Genomic DNA, 21,521 nt, shown 5'->3' on the forward strand with positions numbered 1-21,521 from the left:
GACACCAGATGAAGTGGTACTGGAGTTTGTGGACGTTGGTACGTTCCCTGTCGAACCCACGAGGCATCGTCAGTATATAGAAACTACTCACCTAAAGATGTTACACAGGCATCCAACCCCAGCCGTGCCTACGAGCGTGGAAAGATTCCCAGTTGTTGGCTTCATCCCACCCCTGAAGGGGTGGGCTTTCGCCTCGCTACCGCTGTAACCTACGGCCAGCGGTCGGCTGCGCCTTCGATCGGTGCCGGGACGACGCCATCTTTCTGTGCCCACACTCTCGCGTGGCCCGGGCAGACAGTCATGTTCTCACGCCAGGGGATGTGGAGTTCGACCGCAGCATCCGCCTGACACCCGTCCTCGCCACACTCCATACGCGGCGCTTCGCCCGGCGGACAGATAGGTGTTTACGCCAACGGGCTGGCCCTCACAGAAGCGACGAGCCTGGCAAAAACTCGGCCTGACACTCACGGCAGGTGATGAGATTACACCGTTTCGAACACAGTCTCTCGGCCTCACAGAGTTCGCATTCGTGTTGTTCGCCACGCCACTGCGAGATGTAGCCACGCTCCGAGCGCTCGACCGATCCCAACATCGTTGCCAGTGCTCAGTGATACAGTCGCTTAACAGTTTTCGCCACGATCGTTCGTGTTAGAGCGCGACGAGGAGCATCGCCGCGTCACAGCGCGACGAGGAGCATCGTCACGAGGATCGCACCAGTGAGGACGGCCTGCATCACCGCCGAACTCAGGATGCCAAGCGTCGTCACCAGCGCGGCCTTCGCGCCCGCCCTCGCGTCTTTCTGTCGGTAGTACTCGACGACGAACACCGTTGCCGCCATCCCGAGGATCATCCCGACGGGACCGCCAGTGAACACGAAGAGGACGATCCCGACGATTCCAGCGATCACGGCCGTCGTCGTCGACGCGCCGCCGACCTTCGCGGCGATAGCTCCGCCCAGCCAGTCGATCGCCAGCGTCACGATGCCGACCAGCAACAGGACGGCCAGCAGCACGGTTCCGGGCTGACTGAATCCCGATCCCCACCAGTAGACGAGGACGCCAGCGATCGAGAAGGGCGCACCCGGCATCTGTGGCACGAGACTGCCGACGACACCGGCGACGAGGAGGGCAAAGGCGACGAGCAGGAGTGGGAGTTCGATCATGTGTGTCGGTCGAGTTCCTCTCTGGCCTGATCGACGCCGTACAGCCGTACCAATCTTTCGACGACACGACCCAGCGCGCGCATGCACTCCGCCGTCGAGACGTACCCGAGTTCGTCGGCGACGGCGTCCCACGCGTGGCCCTGCAGGGCTTTCCTGACGAGCAGGCGCTCCTGTTGGCTCGACAGCCCGGCGTCATCGGCTGGGTCGACGAGATGGCGCAACGCCAGCGCTCGAACTGGCCCGGGGTCGGTGTCGAACACGCCCGCACCGCCGGGGATGCCGGCGACGAGTCGCCACTCGAAGGGGGAGAGGTCGAGATCGACGGTGCCCTCGGTCGCGGCCAGCGTCGCCCGTGCCACGTCGGGATCGAGGTCGGCAAGCGGGTCAGAGAGGACGCTCTCGATCCGGTCGCGGAACCACGCAGCGTGACGGTCCGCGAGGTCCTGTCCCGCCGATGAACACGGCCGGAGCATGATCGCCGAGTACTCGCCGCTACGGTCGTTGCGCGTCGTCGAGAGGTGGACCGTTCCGTAGTCGTTGTCGGCCCAGAACGCCACGAGTTCGGGCGTCGCGCCGTACCCGACACCCAGCCAGTCGACGGTGTTCTCGTACTCCGCCCTGACCTCACTCAGAAGCGCCGAGCCGAGACCGCGCGAGCGGACCGCGGGATGGGTCGCGATTCGCAGCACGCGCTGGCCGACCGGGATGGCCGCGTCCTCGTCGCGTAACTGCGTGGTCAGCACGTCCGGAATCATGTTCCCCCGGACGCGTCCGCCCTCGTACATCTCTGCTCGCAGATCGGCCGGCAAGTCGCCTTCCCGAGCCAGCAACGCCACGGAGACGACGTGCCCCTCGTGCGTGAGCGCCCGCACCGAGACGTTCGGGGCGTCCAGCAGGCGCGCGAGGTCGTCCGGTTCGGTCCGGTAGTGGGCCAACACGAGCAGGCCGAAGACCTCCCGCAGCAGGTGTTCGTCGGCGAGCAGGCGCGCTGGCCCACAGCGTTCGTACTCGACAGACGCCGTCGTGGCGTCCGCAACGACCGGATCGACGGCCGGTCTGGCGTCGAGCATGAGCGCGCGGAACGCCCACGACTCGACTGGGTCCCCCGGAGCGTACCGGATCGGCGTCGTCATCGTTCGCTCGGTCACCTCGTGATCGCTCTCGGCCAGTCGGTCGCGAAAGCGCACCGAGAACCCACGGCCCGCCCCCTCGTAGCCGTGGACGGTCGTCGTGAACGCGACCGACGGCGCGTCGAGAAACCGTTCGAGGACGCAAACCGGCAGGGCCGCTGCTTCGTCGACGATCACCACGTCGGCCGCCGTCGACTGCTCGGCCGCTCCCGTGGGGTCCGCGTACCGGACCTGCCCGTCTGCGGTCTGGAGGCGCTGGGGGTTTTCGGGGTCGTCCTGTGCTTCCAACCAACCGAGCGTCGACAGCACCTCACTGGCCCTCGCGAACACCTCGCGCGCGCTGCGGTACTGCGGGGCCGTCACGAGTACGTCAGCACCGGCGGCCGCGAGTGCGCCGGCCGCAAGCCCCGCGGCGCTCGACTTCCCGCGGCCTCGGTCGGCCTCCACGACGAGTGCGTCTCCGGGGGCTGAAAGCCGCTCGAACGCCCCGACTGTCGCGACCTGATCGTCGGTCAGACAGGCCTCGTACACCGCTTTCGGGAACTCCACTCCGTCCGGGAGTGTCGGCGAACCGCTGGGCAGTCTCGGAGCCGGATCGGTCAGCCCGTCACGCTCGACGACACCGCTGTCGGCGTCGACGATGGCGACCCCCGGATGGGTTCTGACCAGTTCGACTAGCCGCGTTCTGAAATTACCGGCCACGTCCGCGACGGTCGCAGGCGGGACGGCGAGTCGCTCGTCGAAGCCGTCGCGCTGGTGGGGCCAGTCGGCCAACGGCGGCGTCAGGAGGACGAGCAGTCCGCCGCCGTCGACCGCCCCAACGGCTTTCCCGATGGCGTTGGGCCGACAGGCCTCGTGGCAGTCCAGTACGACAGCGGTCCGCGTTCGTCCCAGCAGGTCGCCCGCGTGGACCATCTCGACGTGTTCACAATCGAGACAGTCGACCGGGCCGACCAGCGTCGTCTCCGCTGTTGGAATCGACGCCGCGTCGAGCGCGTCCCGCGCCGCCCGGCGAGTCACCGACGGAGTGCCAGCGAGGACGAGTACGCGACGCTCGCCGGCTCGCGTCGCCTCCGCACGGAGTCGCCTCGCCAGTTCCATACGTTGGTCTGGCCCGGCCGCGAGTATGGGCCTGACGGTCCGGCTCCACGTATTCACCTGTCGCCTGCCGTCGGCTAGCGAACGCCAAGGACCTTCCCACAGCCCTTGCACCGCCACACGTCTCGCTGTCCAGTGCCGATCCTGATTCGAGGCCGTTCGGTGTCCTCGTCGACAGCCAGTTTTCGAACGGTGTCCGATTCGAGTTCGTCCGCGTGTTCGAAGATCTCACCACAGTTTTCGCACGTGACCATACCGTGTCCATCGTGACCAATTAACATGAAGCTGTAGTAACCCGCCAGTAATGGCGACTGCCCGGCATCGTTCTCTCTGTGCATTCGGGACGGCCGTCAGCGTGAGCAATCGGCCGTCGTCTCGCCAGTACGAGAACGTTGCTGGCTACCGTGTGGCGTCCTGTCACGGGATTTCAGCTTCGAAACCCCTTTTAGGGCGCATGTCGCAATCACGTGTACAGCCTGCACCGGGTTGATGATGCTCCCAGCCTTCTCAGGACTCTCCGGCGGGGGAGCGCGAGCCCGCGTGCAGGAGGTGATCCATCAATGCCAGTGTACGTAGATTTCGACGTACCCGCTGACCTCGCAGAGGACGCCCTCGAGGCGCTCGAGGTCGCGCGGGACACAGGAAGTGTCAAGAAAGGAACGAACGAGACGACCAAGGCAATCGAGCGTGGCAACGCGGACCTCGTCCTCGTCGCCGAGGACGTTCAGCCCGAGGAGATCGTCATGCACATCCCCGAACTCGCCGACGAGAAAGACGTTCCGTTCGTCTTCGTCGCCGAGCAGGACGACCTCGGTCACGCCGCCGGCCTGCAGGTCGGCAGTGCTGCCGCGGCGATCGTCGACGCCGGCGAGGCGGACGACGACGTCGAGGACATCGCCAGCAAGGTCGAGGAACTTCGGTGAGGTGACTGAGGATGAGTGCTGAGGAATCCGAAGGCAATGGCTCCACGCCAGCAGAGGTCATCGAGGTCGTGGGCCGGACCGGGATGCACGGCGAGGCCATGCAGGTCAAGTGCCGCATCCGCGAGGGCTCGAACCAGGGTCGAATCATCACCCGGAACGTCCTCGGTCCCGTCCGCGAAGGCGACGTGCTCCAGCTGCGTGAGACCGCACGTGAAGCCGACCAGATCGGAGGACAGTAACGATGCCCCGAACCCGAGAATGTGACTACTGCGGCGCAGACATCGAGCCGGGCACCGGGACGATGTTCGTCGAGACGAGCGGCACGACGATCCACTTCTGCTCGTCGAAGTGCGAGAACAACGCCGATCTCGGCCGCGAGGCGCGCAACCTCGAATGGACCGAGGCCGGCCGCGAGACGACCGAAGCAGAAGATGAGGCTGCCGAAGCTGAGGCGGCCGCTGCAACCGAAGCAGCCGACACCGACTCCGAAGCCGACGAGGCAGACGAGGAGGAGACTGTCGACGCCGACGAGGACGAAGCCGCCGACTCCGAAGCCAGCGAGGCCGACGAGGAAGAGACTGAAGAGGCCGAAGCATGAGCGAGCACGAACGCACGTTCGTCATGGTCAAGCCCGACGGCGTCCAGCGTGGACTCATCGGTGAGATCGTGAGCCGCTTCGAGGACCGCGGGCTGAAGCTCGTCGGTGCGAAGTTCATGCAGATCGATCAGGACCTCGCAGAGGACCACTACGGTGAACACGAAGGCAAGCCCTTCTTCGAGGGACTCGTCGACTTCATCACCTCCGGTCCGGTCTTCGCGATGGTCTGGGAAGGACAGGATGCCGTCCGTCAGGTCCGCTCGATGATGGGCGAGACCGACCCGGCCGAGTCCGCCCCCGGAACCATCCGCGGTGATCTGGGTCTCGACCTCGGTCGGAACGTCATCCACGGCTCCGACCACGAGGACGAAGGCTCCAACGAGCGAGAGATCGACCTCTTCTTCGACGAGGACGAACTCGTCGAGTGGGAGAGCGTCGACGAGACCTGGCTCTACGAGTAACCCGGCCGTTCGTCGGTTTTTTCTTTCGTCTGCCGGCCCGGTAGCCGTGCCGAAAACGGCTTTCCGCTCCGGGCCGACGTACGGATATGAGCATCACGCTGTACCAACTCGATGGCTGTCCGTACTGTGAGAAGGTCGCCGACCGACTCGACGAACTCGGCGTGGACTACGAGACGGTCTGGGTCGACCCACTGCATTCGCAGCGAAACGAGGTCAAACGCGTTTCGGGCCAGCGTGGCGTGCCCGTCATCGTCGACGAGGACCGGGGCGTCACGATGGCCGAGTCGGAGAAGATCCTCGAATTCGTCGACCGGAACTACGGGGAGTAACGTCGCCACTCCTCTCGTATCGCCGTATGAATCGCGCCCTCGTGGCCGGTTGGCGTTTCTCGTGTCGCTGGTCGCCGACGTTACTCGCTGGTCGCCTGATCGGCCCCATCGCGGCGGTAGGCCGCCACCGCACCGAGCGTGACGAACACCATCGGGAAGAGGAACGTAGCGACGAGCGCCCACAGCAGTGCCGGGGCCGACGCCGCCTGCGTGGTTTCGGTCGCGATCCGACGGACGAAGACGAAAGAGCCGGCCGCACCGACGAGGACGTAGGGAAGGGCAAAGCCGGTCGCGACCATCATGCTCTCCTCGAAGACGGCGACGCCGGCGGGCGGTCGCCGACGCGTCTCGAAGACGAACCCTGCCACCGTGAGCACGACCATCGGTAACAGGAAAAAGACGACGACCGGGAACAGCGACTGCCCGTAGAGGAGATTGTCCAGCGACGTGCCCGACTGGATCGTGCCGTCGATCGTCGTCGCGATCGGGACGTGGTGTGCGCTGTAGAGGACGAAGACGTACTGGACGGCCTTGGTCCAGAGGCCCCACTCCGGTCGTGTGACGGTCATCGAGGTCAGGCTGATCGACGTAATGAGCAGGAGATACTGGACGAGCAAGGCGACCATCGAGGCCACTGCTGCCCGAATCCACGGAAACTGCGTTAGTGAGGGCTTCAACAGCGGCTGGTCGGTCGCTGCTACGGTGTCGTCGCCGGCGACGGTCGGGTCGTCAGTCACGGTCTACTCGTACGAATCGCGAACACCGTAAAAAACGTTCCGATGGTTCAGACGATCGCTCGTCGGTCCGTGACCGACTGCCCTCTCACGGGATACCGGCTGCTTTCCGCTGTCGGTGTCTCACAGACCGGCCACACGACTGTGTGGTCGACCGGGGACACAGCAAAACGCCGTCTCAGTCCTCGGAATCGAAATCGAGTGCAGCCCCGTTGATACAGTAGCGCTTGCCCGTCGGCTCCGGGCCGTCGTCGAAGACGTGACCGAGGTGGCCCCCACAGTTGGCACAGACGACCTCCGTACGGTCCATGCCGTGACTGGTGTCACGGCGGGTCTCGACGGCACCGTCCTCGTACACGTCCCAGAAACTGGGCCAGCCGGTCTCCGAGTCGAACTTCTCGTCGCTGTCGAACAGCGCTGTCCCACAGCCGGCACAGGTAAACTCCCCTTCGTCTTTCACGTCGATCAGGTCGCTACTGAACCGCGGTTCGGTCCCCTGCTCGCGCAGGACTCGGTACTCCTCGTCGGTGAGTATTTCGCGCCACTCCTCGTCGTTGTTCGGCAGGCTGTCGCTCGACTTATCACTCATATCCTCCCGTTAGGACCGGAGACACAAAAGGGTAGAGCGAGATGGTCGTCGACCGCCGATGGGTCACTCTGACCGTTCGTCGACGACGACATCGCTCGCGCTTGGACTGGCACCGCCGTGGGGGGTGTCACGGTCTCGAATCTGCGCCCCGTGGACAGTCTCTGTCGCGTCGTCGACGACGACCACTTCGCCGGGTGCAGTCGGAAGCCCCTCGCCAAGCGTCCCGTCCATGTAGGTCGGCTGGGCGGCGGTGAGCGCGTCGAGGTCGACCTTCGATGTCAGCCTGTGGGCCACGAGGAGGTCGGACTGAGAGATGGCGACTTCGGGGACGACGCTGGGCCGCTGAGTCGCCACGACGAGACTCACGCCCGGGGCGCGTCCGCGCGTGAGGATCGTTTCGAGTGCTGGCCCGGCGACACCGCCGAAGAACGTGTGCCCCTCGTCGAGAAGCAACCACGGGAGTCGATCGATTGTCGTCTCGACACGTGCCCGATAGAGGGCTTCTCCGATCCCCCGCACGACTGCGTTCATCGGTGCTGTGTCGAGGCCAGAGATATCGACGACCGTGGCTGCCCCGTCCGAGAGGGTTTCGGCGTCGAGACCGTCGTCGTCGAAGACGCCCCAGCGATCGGCCATTTCGAGGTGATTGATCGCCGCCCGCCGGTCCGCACTCGGAGCATCTGTCTCGCCGATCTTCCGCTGCATCTCGGCGATGGTCTCCGCGTCGGTCGCGGCCTGCCAGACCAGTCCACCCGCCCCGCTCTCGGCGTCGAGACCGAGCAGCGCACACCACGACCGCGGATCGAGCGACGGCGGTGACACTGTCGGGTCGTCGACGACCGTCGCCGGGACCGGATCGCCATCCGCTGGCTCTGCCATCGTCGTGAACACACCCATCGGATCGACGACAACGGGAGCGACGCCGTTTGCACGCGCCAGCTCCTCGGCGACGACCCCCAGCGTGAACGACTTCCCGTAGCCCCGCTTTCCGACGATCACCATCGCGTGTGGACCGTCGATGTCGAGCTGTAGTGGTGCGCCGTCGCTGCCGTCCAGCGCGCGATACCGCCCGAGATGTCCGTGTTCACCCGTCCCGCCCGCTTCCTCGCGTCCGAGTACGAAGCTCACGACGCGAGGTCGCTCGTACTGGTATTTAAAAATCCGCCCGATCAGAGTCGACTCAATCGCCCGGTCACGTCGTCCATCCACTCGGGCACGTCCAGGTCCGCGAGCGTCCCGTCACGCCACGTCGTCACCACGTCCACGTCGCCGTCACGAGTCACGTCGATTTGCCACTTCCGGCCGTCTTCGGCAGTGACGTTGAAACGGCCGCCACCGTTCGCGAGCGGCTTGACGTGTTCGACGGTAACGGTCTCGCCGGTGTACAGTTCCAGTGTGTCTCCCATAGTCGATGTAGGAGCAGCCACGGCCTTAAATTGCGCTACGAATAGGTGTCGCGTGACCACTCGCGGGTCTCTCCAGACAGCCGATCAGTGACTATCGTGGGCAGGACCGAGCGCACTGACGACAACGGGGCGACGAACAGCCACTACCGGGTGCGCTCCGTGTCTTCGGGAAACGCGTCGAATAAAGTAATGAGCCACCCGGGAGACGACGATAGTACAGTTGAAGCGATTGACACACCGATCGCACTGCAGTCGTGCGGTCGGGTGTGCAGTGATTTTCGATGGCTACGACAGTACATCCGCTCTCAGTATCAGTGAAAGGATGCCCACTGGGATGGCAGTGAGACATCACCGATAACCCACGATGCCTGACAGGGGATAGGGGTCACCAAATCAAGGGCTGTTCGCCCCAGTGGAAGAGCGAACAGCACCGGCAATCGATGGCTTCAGACCGGCACTATGGAGGGCACCGGTGATTCATGCTATCACGGAGAATTATTTAAAACCATTGATATAGTTGGGCGAGAGCAATGTTCGAACCGCAATACAGAAGCGGAAGACGAAAATACTTATTAGCAATCCGTAACGACAAACAGCCGGTCCTGGTTCCCGCAGCCAACACACGTTCCATCCTCCCCCCAGGACCGTCCCTCTGACTCCGTATTGCAACCCACTGCGAGAGCCTCTCTTGTGACATCGGCCGTATTGGGGTTCGGAGTGTGCGCGTAATCATTCTGTAACGCTCTCGGGGCACGTATTGATATTTGGAAAGACTGTTTAGTACGACGACACCAACGGAAAACATGGACCGACGACAATATCTCTTAGTTGCCGCTGGCGTAGTAGGCCTGGCTGGATGTAATGAGACTGAGAGTGAACGTACCGACACGGATCCACAAGTCTCGACCTCCACTTCGATTTCGACATCGTCAGCTACGTCAGCGTCGACGGCGACGCCCACACAGACGAAGACCCCGACTGCGACGGAGACTGAAACCGCTACCCCGACAGAGACCGCGACCGAGACCGACACGCCGACAGAGACCGCGACCGAGACCGACACGCCGACAGAGACACGGACACCAGAGTCGATGCAGAAGAAAATCGAGGAAGATATCGACGAGGCTCTGGTCAACATCGAAGACGTAGTCGACCGGTACGCGGTCAATGTCTCTCTGGATGGTGTTCCGATCTCCAACGGTGTCGTACTCGATGACCTTCGAGATGGGCTGTTCGAGGCACGCGGTGCACTTAGCTACGCCGAGGACGAGTCCCAGTCAGCAGAGCTACAACAACGGATCGATCGGAGCTGGGACGCGTTCTGGTTCGCGTGGTGGGTCGGGCAGACACACAATGCGATACACGCCGCGTATCGAAATCGCCCGTCGTACACTGGCAGCGGGACCGAATCGTTCGCCGATGAAATCGAAGTCGCAGAGAGCGAACTCGATCAACTCAGGCAGGATTCCGATTCGGTTGGCTTTACCGTACTCTCGGGATACTCTCCCGACGACTACGAGCGTTGTGTCGAGCGCTTCGATACCATTCTGGAAACGTATCAGGATCTGGCCTCGCTCGCAGAGGATATCGCAGCCGCGAAAGAACAGTTCGAAACAGCGATGGGGTCCCACGACGCCGCTGAGTACCAGATTGCAGAGTACGAATTCACCGGTGCGAAAGAGCGATTCAAAGACGTTGTCGAGTCGTTCGACGAGTTCGACTCTGTCGAGTCGATTCAGTCTCTGACCGATCAGATGCAGTGCTACTGCTCGGCGATGCAAGAACGCAGTATCGACTACAAGGAGGCCGCCCAACACGGACAAGAAGGGGAGCGTACACGCCGGATCACAGCCGAAGAGACCGCGACGGATCCACAGGAGGAATGCGATCTGTAGGTCGTAAAAGGGGTGCCAGACGAGTGTCCGCCCTCGCCCGCCGAGAAGAGCCAAGGGTGGGGATTGTGAACTACAGGAAGACGGTTCTGCTCGGTCGCTTTGCTCCCTGTGCGGACTGCGACTTCCCTTCTTCAAATCCCACATCGAACGGATACGGCTCGCTGTCGCTCGCCGAGAAGAGCCAAGGGTGGGATTTGAACCCACGAACTCTCGATTACAAGTCGAGTGCTTGGACCACCCAAGCTCCCTTGGCGCACCCGGTAGTTACGGGGGGACCGTTTAGAGCGTATCGTTTTCGGTCGGCTTTTCGAGCGAGATTCGATGCGGGGCGTAGCCGTGGCGGTGGTAGAATTGGCGAGCCGGTTCGTTGTCCGCCATCACTTCGAGGGTGATCCGGTCGACGCCCCGCTCGATCAGGCGAGTTTCGGCCGCGTCGAGCAGCGCCGTCCCGACGCCGTTGCGCCGGTGTTCGGGGGCGACGTAGATGTTACGGACGAGTCCGCGGGTGGTGTCCTGTGCGTAGTCGCTCGCTTCGACGGTGAACATCACGAACCCGAGGTACTCAGGGCCGTCGACGGCCACGAGGAGTTCGTTGGCGACAGTATGGCGCAGGACGGACTGGCGTGCCATCGAGCGATTCTCGTCGGATAGGACGTGTGACCCGTAACTGCGCTGGCCGCTGGCGAGGTCGAGCCACTGGTCGGTGATCGCGTCGGCGTCCTCGTTTCTGGCGAGCCGTACCTCCATCGGTTCAGATGTCGCGACAGTCCGCACAGAGCAACTGTCCGTTGAACGAGGAGAGATCACGAGTCAGTGCGCCACACATCTCACAGATCCCCTGTTCGTCGAAGGCGTCGTCGCTGACGCTCTGGCTGCTGGCTGTGGCGGTGTTGGTGGCAGCCATCTGTTGCTGGGCCGTCTGTTGTCGTTCGGGACTCTCGGTCGCGGTCGCTTCGGCTCCGAGTGTCGACGTGGCGAGAATGTCGTGTTGCGTGACGATGCCGTCAGGCTCCCCACCGTCGGAGACGACCAGCCAGCGCGTCGACCACGACGACATTCGGTCACGAGCCTCGGGTAGCGTCCGCTCGGCACTCACAGTTGGTACCGACTCCGTCATCACGTCCTCGACCGTCGCCGACGCGAAATCTCGTCCAGAGACGAGGTGTGCGAGGATATCTCTATCAGTGACGACCCCGACTGGCTCGGTACCGCGGAGGACGACGGCCAACTCGGCGTCTTCTCGCAAGAGGAGTTCGGTCGTTTCGAGAACGTCGTCCGATTCGCTGACACCGACGAACTCACGTGCCATCACCTCCCGTACAGTCACGTTTTCATTCATGGTAACTCGTAGCACACAGTTCTCCTAAAAGCTACCTGCACTACGCTTATGACCTCACCCGACGAACGTATAGAGTTGGGGCGTTACTCGGCCATCGTCACGTCGTCGCCGGTGGCGCGACACGTTTCGAGCGCGTGTTTCGCGTCCATTCCCGCCTGTGCTGCGACGGTGCCACGACCGACGCCGACCTTCAATTCCACGCCCACGGTCTCTTCGACGTGGTCGATCGCTTCCTGATATGCCGAGCGGTCGAGGCCCGAACAGACCGCGATCACGTTGTCGCCACCGACGAAGAACGCCAGTGAATCGTACGCCCGGCGCATGTGACGCATCAGTTCCGCGTAGCCCTGCTCGATTCGAATGAACGTGTCGAATTCGTTGAGCTGATCCGTGTACTTCTCGGTCGCGTCGTTGACGTCGAAGTGAGCGATCTGGAGGTCCTCGTCGGTCCTGAACCCCTCGTCGATCGTCCGTCCACGGAGGATCTCACGACGGTGCTGGTCCTGTGCACTGCCGGCGTCCTGCAGTTGCTCGGTGGCCGTTCCGAGCGCGTCGGCCGGCGTCGTCCCCGTCGCCACACTCAGACTCATCGTCACTGGATAGCGATTCCCGACCGACTCCTGAATCAGGGCGTGATCGTCCATGTCGAGCCCGTTGCTGACGGCGATCATGTTGTCGAACCGGGTAAAAAAGACGTAGGCGTCCCGGTTCCCGAACAGCTGGGAGAGGTCGGCGTAGAGCCGGGACTGCAGCGTCTGGAGGTCGACTTCGCGACGCGGTTCCGGCGTCACCGTCCACGGCCCGTAGTTGTCGATCTGGATGTGCGTCAACTGCGTGTTGGTCACGGTCGACTCACGTTTAGCGAGCAGCCGGTATTGTTCTGTCGAAACGGGCCGTCTGCAGACGACGCGAGCGGCTCTCAGGACAGCCGATCGAGGATCGGTCCGTCGTCGTCCAGCCGAACGGTGCCGACCATCGAATCGTACTCGACGATCCCCGTCGCAGTGAGCTTCGGCAGATGCGTGGCGAAAAAGTCGTCACGAACTGCTCTGCGTTCCGATCTGGACAGTGCTGCTGGCGTCGTGTCGTCTTCCCGTGCGTGGACCGCAGCAGCCAGATCGTCGATCACCATCGGCTCGTCGCGCTGGGCCAGTATCTCCAGTGCGATACGGCGGCGTTCGGAGGCCAGAACGTCCTCGACGACTGCATCCGGGAGCCGGTCGGACTGGTCGTGGGCGGTATCTCCAGTCGCCATAGTGAACGTACGCGGGGCGAGAAAAAGTATGTGTCGTGTCCACACACGCCACGCAGAAAGACGGTGCGAGAGCGGCGTCAGTTCAGGCGTGTTCGAGTCGGTACGGCCAGTAATCCGCCCCGCGAAGCGCGCGACCGAGTGCTTTGTGTAACTCCGGGAAGTCGTCGAACTCCGTTTCGTCGACGTGTTCGAAGATGTCTGCGACGCTCACGACCGTCTCGTAATCGATGCGGACGGGATCGTCACCGTACTCCGCGACGAACTCGTCGGCCGACAGCGGGAAGTCCGCTTCCTCGTCGACTTTCTTCGCGATCACGGCGTGGCCGTACTTGCGACGCCCTTCGCTACCTTGCTCGCCGTCGGGATCGTGGGGCCAGTCCATATCCGGTGTGAAGGGTGAGCAACGCAAAAATCTCCCGGTTACCGACTCGCGTGTCCGCGCTCACCAGCGCTGGAGCAACACCAGAATGACGCCGATGACTGCGATACTGCCGCCGATCGCGATCTCGGTCAGTCCAACGTCGTCTGCGGACAGCGAGAGGTCGAGACCGTCGGTTCCGCCGTCGCCCGCCTGCTTATCGCCGCCGGATGCTTCGGTCGCCGTTCCGTCGTCGTTGGATGCTTCGGTCGCCGTTCCGTCGCCCCCACTCGTCGATTCGTCGCTCTCGGACCCGGTCTCCGTGGCTGTCGCCGTCGTTTCGGTTTCGTCCTCGCCGGAGGACTCCTCGGTCGTCGTTTCACCTTGCGCTGCGCCCATCGCGACGACGACGGTTCCGACGGTCGTCTCGCCGAGTCGGACTTGATACGTTCCATCGCGACTGAGTCGATGGCTGGCTGTGACCTCCGTGGTCTCGCCGGGTTCGAGATCGACGGTCGCGTTGTCGACCACGTCGTCGCCCAGTCGCATTGGGGCGGTGTAGGTGCCGGCGACACTGCCTGTGTTCGTGATGTTCGCCGTCACGACGATGCGCTTCTCGCCGTCGATCTCGCTCGTCGAGATCGCCTGGTCACTCATTTCGAACGACGGGGTAAGTGATCCAAGCAGGAGCGCTCCGGTGTCGTTCGTCGCCGCCTCGTAGACGTATCGTCCGTCTTCGACTCCGACCTGCGTCGTGTTCAACTGCACGTAGCTGTCGCCGGTCGCCCGATAGATAGCGATCGCGTCGCTCGTGACCGAACTCTCGTCGACGGTCGAGCGGTTCACGCCAAGCCGAATCCGGCGGTCCTCGATCCTGGAGTGCGACTGGACCGAGACTGCGCCGAACACGGTCGTCCCGTCTCCAGAGGGCACGTCCACGGCCGCCGTCGACGCGTTGGTGTACACGTCGACAGACCGCTCGAACGAACTGCTCAGCGCCTGGTAGCGCAGCGACTCGATGGCAACGGTCTCGTTGGTCGCCGGGAACACGGTCGTCAGGACGCTCTTGTACGCGACCCGCCCGCCACGAATCAAGAACGACCGGCTATCGTTGCGTACCTCGGTGGTCTCTGCGATGGTTTGCCGGACATCAACCAGGCCGGCCTTCTTGCCGTTGACGGTGACGTTGTACACGCCCGGTTCCTCGAAGGAGATCTGTTCTTCGACGGTCGTGGTTCCGTCGGCGGGGACCGTGTAGCGATCGCTGAACACCGTCGAACCGTTCACTTTTATCCGTACGTCTCCCCCGCCAGAATCGCCTGTGTTGCGGAGTTTGACCGTCACGTTGACCTGCTCTCCGGGGATGGACTCGGACTGCTCTACCGACGCGCTCGCGGTGAACACACGCGGTGCCGCGAGCGCTGGCCCGACGCTGCCGATCAGCAGTATCCCGACGACCAGGAGGGCCAGCCCTGTCCGTCGATTCGGCGTCGTGGATTCATGCAACATCTGTAAGTCTCTGTTGGCTTGTCCCACTTAGCACGCAGGTATAAGCTTCGTGATTCTTCAAAGGTGTTTGGCAATTGGTTTCTCTGTGGCTGCAACTGTCCTCACAGATTCGTGTCACAGTGCTCGGAGCAACGCAGCGGTGGGACTGGGATTTGAACCGGAGCCAGACGGTCACTCGCTTCGTTCGCGCTGCGACTGGCAGGGCTTAAATCCCAGCATGGTGCTGTTGCTCCTCGCGTCAGTGCTCGGAGCAACGCAGCGGTGGGACTGGGATTTGAACCGGAGCCAGACATTCCTGCTCACTTCGTTGCGCGGGCTGTGACTGGTAGGGCTCAAATCCTATCGTCGTGCTGTTGCTCCTCGCGTCAGTGCTCGGAGCAACGCAGCGGTGGGACTGGGATTTGAACCGGAGCCAGACATTCCTGCTCACTTCGTTGCGCGGGCTGTGACTGGTAGGACTCAAATCCTATCGTCGTGCTGTTGCTCCTCACGGTGGTGTTCGGAGCAACGCAGCGGTGGGACTGGGATTTGAACAACGGGAAGACGGTTCTGCTCGGTCGCGTTGCTCTCTGCGCGGACTGCGACTTCTCTCGTTCAAATCGCCAGCGATACCGCTTCCTGCTCACATTTGTTCGCAGAGAAGCGGTGGGACTGGGATTTGAACCCAGGAGGCTTGCGCCACCTGCTTTCAAGGCAGGCGCAATGGGCCGCTCTGCCATCCCACCGCAGTGCAGTCGACGGTAGCGGGGGGTCGCCCTAAGGCGTGTCGATTGTCGGCGGTGGTCCTGCGAGTCCAAAGAGCGAAGACAGGGGCCGTCGAATGGCGATTCATGTCGACAGCGGAACTTGCACTCGTCGGAACGTACACGGATGGCGACAGCGAGGGAATCTACACCGTCGCAGTCGATGACGATGGCGGCGTCGAGATCGAAGGGACCACGGCGGCCGGTGAGAACCCCTCGTTCCTCGCGATCCACCCGAGCGGGGAGTACTGCTACGCGGTCAACGAGATCGACAACGGCGCGGTGACGGCGCTGTCGATCGACGGGGAGACTGGGGAACTGACGCGACTCAATCAGGTCACGACCGGCGGTGGCGCGGACCCGTGTCACTGTACCGTCGACGCGACGGGGCAGTACCTGCTGGTCGCTCACTACACCGGTGGCTCGGTCGCGATGTGTCCGATCGCCGACGACGGCGAGATTCAGGCCCCGTCGGACCTCGTCGAACACGAGGGATCGGGTCCCAACGAGGACCGACAGGAAGCAGCCCATCCCCACTCGATCCAGCCGGGACCAGACAACGAGTACGCCTACGTCCCGGATCTGGGCGACGACCGCATCGTCGGCTACGAACTCGACCTCGATGCCGGCGAACTCGTCCCGTCAGCGGCGGCGACGGTCGAACTCCCTGCCGGGGCCGGACCGCGCCACATGGAATTTGGTCCCGACGGTGCCTATGCCTATCTCATCAACGAACTGAACTCGACGGTGACGGTGCTCGAACGGACCGCCGACACCGGCGGCCTCACGGCGGTCGCCACCGCGCCGACCATCGCCGATGACTTCGACGGCGAGAACATCACTGCGGACATCCACGTCCACGACGACGGGGAGTGGGTGTTCGGTTCGAACCGCGGCCACGACAGCATCGCAACGTTCGCCATCGACGATGGCGCGATCACGTTCGAGGGGACCGAATCGACCCGTGGCGAGTGGCCGCGAAACTTCGCGCTGACCCCCGACGGGGACTATCTCCTCGCCGAGAACATGGAGAGCGACGATATCGTCACCTTCGCGGTCGACACCGAGATCGGCCGACTCGAAGCGACCGGTGCCGTCACCGACCTTCCGAGTCCGGTCTGTCTGCAGTTCCTCTGATCAGGCTCGGACGACCGCCACGTCCCCGTCTTCTTCTACGATCGTGATCCCCAGCGAGTCGAGGGTCTCGGCCGTTCGGGTGGGCACCAGTCGTCCGGCCCGCTGGCGTGCTCTGAGCTGTGGGACGACGGTCGCCAGGTCGGATTCGGTCTCCAGCAGTGGCACCGTTGGGAGGAAATCGACCGAAAGGCCGGCGTCTGCCCCTCGGGCGGCCAACGTCTCGATCTGTGGCGTGGCGAACGCGTCCTCGAAGTCGATCGGTTCGGCAAAGCCGGCGTAGGTGACTCGACCGTCCGTCGAGGGACCGAGCACGACCTCGTTGCTCCGCAGTTTCATCGCGGCGCTGTCTATGTGCTGGCGACCGAGCAGTGCCGCCGCCGGGCGCACGACGGCGGCGGTCCTGACACCCTCGCGTTCGAGGAGGTGGGTGACGGTGTTGCCGACGCGCCCGGCGAACGTCGAACCGACCTGCACCTCGAAGCGCACGTCGTCGGTGTCGATCACGTCCGCCAGCGCTGCTTTCACTTCGGCTTCCGAGTCCACGTCCTCGCCGGGCACCTGCTCGTCCGGGCGGTAGTTCACGAGCAACTCCGCGCCGCTTGCGTCGACGGCGCCACACGTGTCGGCGAGCATCGCACTGTAGAGGTCGGTCGCCTCGTCGGGGGTCAACACGTCTTGCTCGACGAGCGTCTGGCAGACGGCTCCGTCTCGGGGCGGTGTCGCGAAGACGGCGATCGTGGTCATGTACTGTCCTCGGGCGAGGCGACTCTTTGCACTTTCCACTGGGCGCGATCAGGAGCGAGGCTTATGTCCATTCCCGTGGTACCGAGGGACATGCTAGTCGACGATCTCATGTCGACCGATGTCGTGACGGTCGACCTCGATTCCTCGCTCGCCGAGGCCGTCGAGCGTCAGCTTTCGGCCGGCGTCGGCTCTGTCGTCGTCCTCGACGATGGGAATCCCTGTGGCATCGTCACCGAACACGACGCGCTCGAAGCGGCGCTGCAGACGGGCCGTCCGATGGACGAGATTCCGGTCGCGAAACTCGCTCACGGTTCCGTCGTGACGACACAGCCGGGGACGACCGTACGGACGGTCGCTCGCCAGATGTCCGAACAGGGCATCAAAAAAGTCCCCGTCATCGACGGGATCGATCTAGTCGGGATCCTGACCCTGACGGACATCGTCTGGCACCTCTCGGACCTCCGCAACGAACTCTCCGAGATCGAAGCGGCGCGGGACCGCTGGGAGTCGGCCGGCGAATTTTGAGGAGACCGATCTAGCGTCCACGACGGCCCTTCGTCTGTCGGTAGTCCCGTCCCAGCGTCTCGCTGAAGTGTTCGAGGAAAGCACTGCGTTGCTCGTCGGTCTGCTCCCACGGCTCGATCATCGGCAGGAGTTCGAAGCCACGGCCCCGGATCGTGGTCGCGTGGCGCTCTGCGATGTCGAGTTCGTCCTCGCTGAGTGTCGTGTACTCGAACGCGAGCGCTTCCAGCGCGTCCTGTCCCACGGGTAAGAGCAGTTCGGGGTTGATCATCCGTACCTCGCTGTTGAGGTACGGTTCGCAGTTCAGTACTTCCTCCTCGGTCGGCCCACGGTCGGGGTGGTGACAGCGCGTGACGTAGGTCAGATAGACGTTGTCGAACTGCGGCCGGTCGGCATCCGGGTCGTCGACCAGATCCAGTGCGGCGAGGATGTCGAGCAGTTCGCGCTCTCGCTCGCCCAGGAAGGGGAGGCCGGCCTCGTCGGCCCCGGCACTGGGTGTGTTCCCCAGCACGACGAACTCCGCGCCCACGTCGCCGTAGCCGTGGACGACGTTCGACCGCGTCTCACACAGTGCCGGGCAGTTCTGACACTCCTCGTCCATCCCGTAGGGGTTCGACAGGGACTCCTGTTCGGCGTCCATGTTAGTCCTCGTCGACGGTCTTTGCGTGGGTGTCGGCGTCCTCGGGGTCGTTTTGCGGGCTGGACGGATGATACTCCGTGTCGTACTCGCCCGGTCGGCCGTCCAGACGGTCGGGGTTGATCCGGCCACCGAGGAGCATGAAGTCGAGCACGGTGCAGTAAAGCATCGCCTCGACGACCGGCACCGCTCGCGGTGGTAACACGGGGTCGTGACGCCCCGTCACCGTGATCTCCTTGGCATCGCCGGTCTCCCAGTCGACCGTCTTCTGGGTCTTCGGGAAGGAGACGGGTGCGTGCCACGACACTTCGCCGTAGATCGGATCGCCGGTCGTGATCCCGCCCTGCAGACCGCCGTGGTCGTTGCCGACCGGGACCGGGTCGCCTCTCGCTCGCGGCTCGTCGCCGCTCGCGTTGTCCGAGGCTGTCGCCTCGCTATCGTCGAACTCCCAGTCTTCCGTGTACTCCGACCCGGTCGCCGTCCGCGCGTCACGTCCGATCCCGAGTTCGAAGTCCGTCACCGCTGGGATCGAGTACATCGCCTGCCCGAGTCGGGCGGGCATCGAATCGAACCGCGGCGCACCGAGACCGCGCGGGACGCCACGACACTCGAAGTAGATCGCTCCGCCGATGGAGTCGCCCTCCTTCTGGTACTTGTCGGCCAGATCGCGCATCTCCTCGGCCTTCTCGGGGTCGCCACAGCGAACCTCGTTGTCCTCGCTGTGTTCGAGCATCTCCTCCCACGTCACGTCGTCGGCGACCACGTCACCGATCTGGCAGACGTGGGCCTTGATCTGTACGTCGTACTCGGACTGTTCGAGCACCTGCTTTGCGATCCCGCCGGCAGCGACCCAGTTGACCGTCTCCCGGGCCGAGGAGCGCCCGCCACCGCCCCAGTTGCGCGTCCCGAACTTCGCCGAGTACGTGAAGTCGCCATGCGAGGGTCGGGGTGCCGTGATGAACGGCTCGTACTTCCCCGAGCGTGCGTCCTTGTTCTGGATGACCATGCCGATCGGCGTCCCCGTCGTGTACCCGTCCTGAATGCCCGATTTGAGCGATACTTTGTCCGGTTCGCCCCGCGAGGTCGTGATCATCGATTGGCCGGGCTTGCGCCGGTCGAGGTCTTTCTGGATCTCCTCTTCGGACAGTTCGACGCCCGCCGGCACGCCCGACACCGTACAGCCCATCGCTTCCCCGTGGCTCTCACCGAATGTGGTCAGCCGAAACAGCCGACCGAACTCGTTGCCGTTCATTACGTGACCGGTAGGGTCGGGGGCATTTCAAGGTTACAATCGGTGCCACGAAGGTTGAAAAGTGGTGGCGCCGGCAGGTCGCCTCATGTCGTAACCACACACCACGCGTCGTCTCGCGGGAGCACGGCACAGCGACGCGTGGGCGGTCGTGCCGTCTGTTCGCTATAGTAACAATTGAAGCGATTTACACACCGATCGCACTTCCGTCGTGCGATCGGGTGTGCATTGATCTTCAATGGCTACTATACTCGATGCGAGCCTGTCATACAATAGTTCTCAACAAACACTATTCATAGTTTAGGGGTTGAATAAAATACCGAATGGCGAAATAACGGACTTAAGAGCGGATTTAGGGCTGTATAATCGTCAAGTAGAGGCCGTGAGACGTATTCTATGACACGCTGATGCTACATGCAGAGTCGGCGAGGTAGTTCAGACGTTGAAAATGTTGGATCTTTTTCATCCGTGTGCGGTTCAGGAGCCACTTAACCCACAACTAATTTATACCATCAATTCTAACTCCAATTTGGGTGTCAAGTCCAAATGACAAGCTTGGTGGAATTAGCCGTCGATCAGTCCTAAAGAATATCGGCATCGCTTCAGCGGCCTCATTCTCTGGGATCCAGACCGTCTCGGCGTCCAGCTCCGAGACCACGGCTCAGACCGTCGAACCGCGGACGTTTCAGGCAAGCGTCGCCGAGCGACCGGAAGTGAAAACTGCCGAGATCAGGATCGGTGAGTCCGGTGCTGTGAGCAAGACCCTGGAACTCGACAAAAAAGCTCTGATGAAATCTCATGGTGGACGAGATCGGAGGAGTCACGGCGGTCATGACGACTCCGACGAGATGTCCCAGACAAACTACTCCCTGAACCTCCATCCGTCGTCTGGAACCATCAGCACTCAGTCTGCCGCCGAGCTCAGTCCAGGCGACCTCACCGTAAGCCTCGAAACGGACGAGCAGCAACGCGAACAGGTGAGCACTCAAGGCCTCTCTGACGAACCACCTGCCTCCGGCGACGCTGTTTACTATGGACATACGGCATCTCAGGAGTGTGGCCCCCTCGCACGAACGAATGTAATTGATTGGGGGTCTAGTTACTCCGACTATAGACAAAGCGTCTCTGGAGACGCGTGTGACGGCGAAAAATGGGACGAAAAATTCGAGCCATTCTGCGATGTGCAGAAGCGATTCACCGGCAACTGTGAGGTTCCGGACGCGTTCAACACGGACTGGTACGACCACCTCACGGCTAATAAAGACGACAAGGCCGGAACAGTATGGGGATGTCCGAACTTCCCCGCAGTCACGGGGACTGTCGTCACGGCACACTACATCGATGCAAACGGTAGCACCGTCACGTTCCACAGCGCAAGTGGAATTCACCCGAGTCCCAGGTTTGATGCGTACGATCTGGACATGAACGGGATCGCGAACGCTGCAAAAGACCTCGCGGACCTGTTCGGTGCTAGCGCCCTTGCACCATTTTCGTGGGCGCTTACTCTCTGGCTGCTGGACAGCAACCAGGGAGTCGTCCACTAACACATTCGAGCAGACAGAAATAGCTACATTGCAGTGACCGAACAGCCAGGAATCTCTCCCTGGCTGGGATTTCTGACCGAAACCAAACATCAACTCACCGATATACGACAGCTGGAACTGTCCCGATGATCAATCTGTCCTTGGCCTGTGCATTCACGT

26 protein-coding genes, 2 tRNA genes and 1 pseudogene are annotated in these 21,521 nt (G+C 62.9%); 9 read left to right on the plus strand and 20 right to left on the minus strand.

Annotated elements, in window-relative coordinates:
• The 5 genes and pseudogenes from AC5FRW_RS05260 to AC5FRW_RS05280 form a co-directional block, all read right to left on the minus strand.
• Window positions 1-67, minus strand: a pseudogene (locus tag AC5FRW_RS05260) (IS200/IS605 family transposase); the annotation flags it as partial.
• Between the two features lie 142 nt (window positions 68-209).
• Window positions 210-371, minus strand: a complete 162-nt coding sequence (locus tag AC5FRW_RS05265) for a DUF8014 family protein (RefSeq protein ID WP_493567387.1) — start codon at window positions 369-371, stop codon at window positions 210-212.
• Between the two features lie 305 nt (window positions 372-676).
• A complete protein-coding gene (locus AC5FRW_RS05270) occupies window positions 677-1,162 on the minus strand; it encodes a DUF456 domain-containing protein (RefSeq protein ID WP_493567388.1) in 486 nt (161 codons plus the stop codon).
• The gene (gene tmcA, locus AC5FRW_RS05275; RefSeq protein ID WP_493567389.1) at window positions 1,159-3,393 is read right to left on the minus strand and encodes a tRNA(Met) cytidine acetyltransferase TmcA; all 2,235 of its coding nucleotides are present in this window, start codon (window positions 3,391-3,393) and stop codon (window positions 1,159-1,161) included. The genes AC5FRW_RS05270 and tmcA overlap by 4 nt, the downstream gene beginning before the upstream one ends.
• A gap of 74 nt (window positions 3,394-3,467) precedes the next feature.
• Entirely contained in the window at window positions 3,468-3,644 is a 177-nt protein-coding gene (locus AC5FRW_RS05280; RefSeq protein WP_493567390.1) for a hypothetical protein, read from the minus strand.
• A 306-nt stretch (window positions 3,645-3,950) separates the two neighbouring features.
• On the opposite strand from AC5FRW_RS05280, the gene rpl7ae reads away from it, so the two are divergent.
• The 5 genes from rpl7ae to AC5FRW_RS05305 all read left to right on the plus strand — a co-directional run bounded on the left by rpl7ae (window position 3,951) and on the right by AC5FRW_RS05305 (window position 5,701).
• Window positions 3,951-4,313 carry a 50S ribosomal protein L7Ae gene (gene rpl7ae, locus AC5FRW_RS05285; protein WP_493567391.1) on the plus strand — a complete coding sequence of 121 codons (363 nt, stop codon included), beginning with the start codon at window positions 3,951-3,953 and terminating at the stop codon, window positions 4,311-4,313.
• 11 nt (window positions 4,314-4,324) lie between these two features.
• Window positions 4,325-4,552 carry a 30S ribosomal protein S28e gene (locus AC5FRW_RS05290; protein WP_493567392.1) on the plus strand — a complete coding sequence of 76 codons (228 nt, stop codon included), beginning with the start codon at window positions 4,325-4,327 and terminating at the stop codon, window positions 4,550-4,552.
• Between the two features lie 2 nt (window positions 4,553-4,554).
• On the plus strand, window positions 4,555-4,911 hold the full coding sequence (locus tag AC5FRW_RS05295; RefSeq protein WP_493567393.1) for a 50S ribosomal protein L24e: 357 nt from the start codon (window positions 4,555-4,557) through the stop codon (window positions 4,909-4,911).
• Window positions 4,908-5,372, plus strand: a complete 465-nt coding sequence (gene ndk / locus AC5FRW_RS05300) for a nucleoside-diphosphate kinase (RefSeq protein WP_493567394.1) — start codon at window positions 4,908-4,910, stop codon at window positions 5,370-5,372. The genes AC5FRW_RS05295 and ndk overlap by 4 nt, the downstream gene beginning before the upstream one ends.
• Window positions 5,373-5,458: 86 nt before the next feature.
• Window positions 5,459-5,701, plus strand: coding sequence for a glutaredoxin family protein (locus AC5FRW_RS05305; RefSeq protein ID WP_493567395.1), 243 nt, complete (start codon window positions 5,459-5,461; stop codon window positions 5,699-5,701).
• A gap of 80 nt (window positions 5,702-5,781) precedes the next feature.
• Here the strand turns inward: AC5FRW_RS05305 and AC5FRW_RS05310 are convergent, their stop codons facing one another.
• From AC5FRW_RS05310 to AC5FRW_RS05325, 4 genes are all read right to left on the minus strand, one after another.
• Complete coding sequence (locus AC5FRW_RS05310; RefSeq protein ID WP_493567396.1) at window positions 5,782-6,438, minus strand: DUF7978 family protein; 657 nt, start codon at window positions 6,436-6,438, stop codon at window positions 5,782-5,784.
• 175 nt (window positions 6,439-6,613) lie between these two features.
• The gene (msrB, locus tag AC5FRW_RS05315) at window positions 6,614-7,024 is read right to left on the minus strand and encodes a peptide-methionine (R)-S-oxide reductase MsrB (protein WP_493567397.1); all 411 of its coding nucleotides are present in this window, start codon (window positions 7,022-7,024) and stop codon (window positions 6,614-6,616) included.
• A 63-nt stretch (window positions 7,025-7,087) separates the two neighbouring features.
• Window positions 7,088-8,152 (minus strand): ATP-binding protein, encoded by a 1,065-nt coding sequence (locus tag AC5FRW_RS05320; protein WP_493567398.1) that lies wholly within the window; start codon window positions 8,150-8,152, stop codon window positions 7,088-7,090.
• A gap of 41 nt (window positions 8,153-8,193) precedes the next feature.
• The gene (locus AC5FRW_RS05325) at window positions 8,194-8,430 is read right to left on the minus strand and encodes a hypothetical protein (RefSeq protein WP_493567399.1); all 237 of its coding nucleotides are present in this window, start codon (window positions 8,428-8,430) and stop codon (window positions 8,194-8,196) included.
• 1,091 nt (window positions 8,431-9,521) lie between these two features.
• On the opposite strand from AC5FRW_RS05325, the gene AC5FRW_RS05330 reads away from it, so the two are divergent.
• Window positions 9,522-10,325: a hypothetical protein gene (locus AC5FRW_RS05330; protein ID WP_493567400.1), complete on the plus strand. Its 804-nt coding sequence runs from the start codon at window positions 9,522-9,524 to the stop codon at window positions 10,323-10,325.
• Window positions 10,326-10,504: 179 nt separating this feature from the next.
• Here AC5FRW_RS05330 and AC5FRW_RS05335 read toward each other — a convergent pair.
• The 8 genes from AC5FRW_RS05335 to AC5FRW_RS05370 all read right to left on the minus strand — a co-directional run bounded on the left by AC5FRW_RS05335 (window position 10,505) and on the right by AC5FRW_RS05370 (window position 15,511).
• Window positions 10,505-10,578 (minus strand) — tRNA-Thr (locus tag AC5FRW_RS05335).
• Between the two features lie 26 nt (window positions 10,579-10,604).
• Window positions 10,605-11,072: a GNAT family N-acetyltransferase gene (locus tag AC5FRW_RS05340; RefSeq protein WP_493567401.1), complete on the minus strand. Its 468-nt coding sequence runs from the start codon at window positions 11,070-11,072 to the stop codon at window positions 10,605-10,607.
• A 4-nt stretch (window positions 11,073-11,076) separates the two neighbouring features.
• Complete coding sequence (locus AC5FRW_RS05345) at window positions 11,077-11,664, minus strand: CBS domain-containing protein (protein WP_493567402.1); 588 nt, start codon at window positions 11,662-11,664, stop codon at window positions 11,077-11,079.
• An 83-nt stretch (window positions 11,665-11,747) separates the two neighbouring features.
• Window positions 11,748-12,509 (minus strand): GTP cyclohydrolase III, encoded by a 762-nt coding sequence (locus tag AC5FRW_RS05350; protein WP_493567403.1) that lies wholly within the window; start codon window positions 12,507-12,509, stop codon window positions 11,748-11,750.
• A 74-nt stretch (window positions 12,510-12,583) separates the two neighbouring features.
• Window positions 12,584-12,919: a DUF7344 domain-containing protein gene (locus tag AC5FRW_RS05355; RefSeq protein WP_493567404.1), complete on the minus strand. Its 336-nt coding sequence runs from the start codon at window positions 12,917-12,919 to the stop codon at window positions 12,584-12,586.
• 82 nt (window positions 12,920-13,001) lie between these two features.
• Window positions 13,002-13,301 carry a DUF5785 family protein gene (locus AC5FRW_RS05360; RefSeq protein ID WP_493567405.1) on the minus strand — a complete coding sequence of 100 codons (300 nt, stop codon included), beginning with the start codon at window positions 13,299-13,301 and terminating at the stop codon, window positions 13,002-13,004.
• A gap of 60 nt (window positions 13,302-13,361) precedes the next feature.
• On the minus strand, window positions 13,362-14,786 hold the full coding sequence (locus AC5FRW_RS05365; protein ID WP_493567406.1) for a hypothetical protein: 1,425 nt from the start codon (window positions 14,784-14,786) through the stop codon (window positions 13,362-13,364).
• 643 nt (window positions 14,787-15,429) lie between these two features.
• Window positions 15,430-15,511, minus strand: a tRNA-Ser gene (locus tag AC5FRW_RS05370).
• 105 nt (window positions 15,512-15,616) lie between these two features.
• On the opposite strand from AC5FRW_RS05370, the gene AC5FRW_RS05375 reads away from it, so the two are divergent.
• On the plus strand, window positions 15,617-16,666 hold the full coding sequence (locus tag AC5FRW_RS05375; RefSeq protein ID WP_493567407.1) for a lactonase family protein: 1,050 nt from the start codon (window positions 15,617-15,619) through the stop codon (window positions 16,664-16,666).
• Here the strand turns inward: AC5FRW_RS05375 and AC5FRW_RS05380 are convergent, their stop codons facing one another.
• On the minus strand, window positions 16,667-17,410 hold the full coding sequence (locus AC5FRW_RS05380) for a hypothetical protein (protein ID WP_493567408.1): 744 nt from the start codon (window positions 17,408-17,410) through the stop codon (window positions 16,667-16,669).
• A 90-nt stretch (window positions 17,411-17,500) separates the two neighbouring features.
• On the opposite strand from AC5FRW_RS05380, the gene AC5FRW_RS05385 reads away from it, so the two are divergent.
• Window positions 17,501-17,935: a CBS domain-containing protein gene (locus AC5FRW_RS05385; RefSeq protein ID WP_493567409.1), complete on the plus strand. Its 435-nt coding sequence runs from the start codon at window positions 17,501-17,503 to the stop codon at window positions 17,933-17,935.
• A gap of 10 nt (window positions 17,936-17,945) precedes the next feature.
• On the opposite strand, the gene AC5FRW_RS05390 is transcribed toward AC5FRW_RS05385, so the two are convergent.
• Both AC5FRW_RS05390 and aroC read right to left on the minus strand, forming a co-directional pair.
• Window positions 17,946-18,572: a uracil-DNA glycosylase gene (locus AC5FRW_RS05390; RefSeq protein ID WP_493567410.1), complete on the minus strand. Its 627-nt coding sequence runs from the start codon at window positions 18,570-18,572 to the stop codon at window positions 17,946-17,948.
• Between the two features lies 1 nt (window position 18,573).
• Window positions 18,574-19,821, minus strand: a complete 1,248-nt coding sequence (gene aroC / locus AC5FRW_RS05395; RefSeq protein WP_493567411.1) for a chorismate synthase — start codon at window positions 19,819-19,821, stop codon at window positions 18,574-18,576.
• Between the two features lie 530 nt (window positions 19,822-20,351).
• On the opposite strand from aroC, the gene AC5FRW_RS05400 reads away from it, so the two are divergent.
• Window positions 20,352-21,362: a hypothetical protein gene (locus tag AC5FRW_RS05400; RefSeq protein ID WP_493567412.1), complete on the plus strand. Its 1,011-nt coding sequence runs from the start codon at window positions 20,352-20,354 to the stop codon at window positions 21,360-21,362.
• Window positions 21,363-21,521 lie beyond the last annotated feature (159 nt).

It is taken from the genome of Halomicrobium sp. HArcht3-1 (assembly GCF_058933345.1).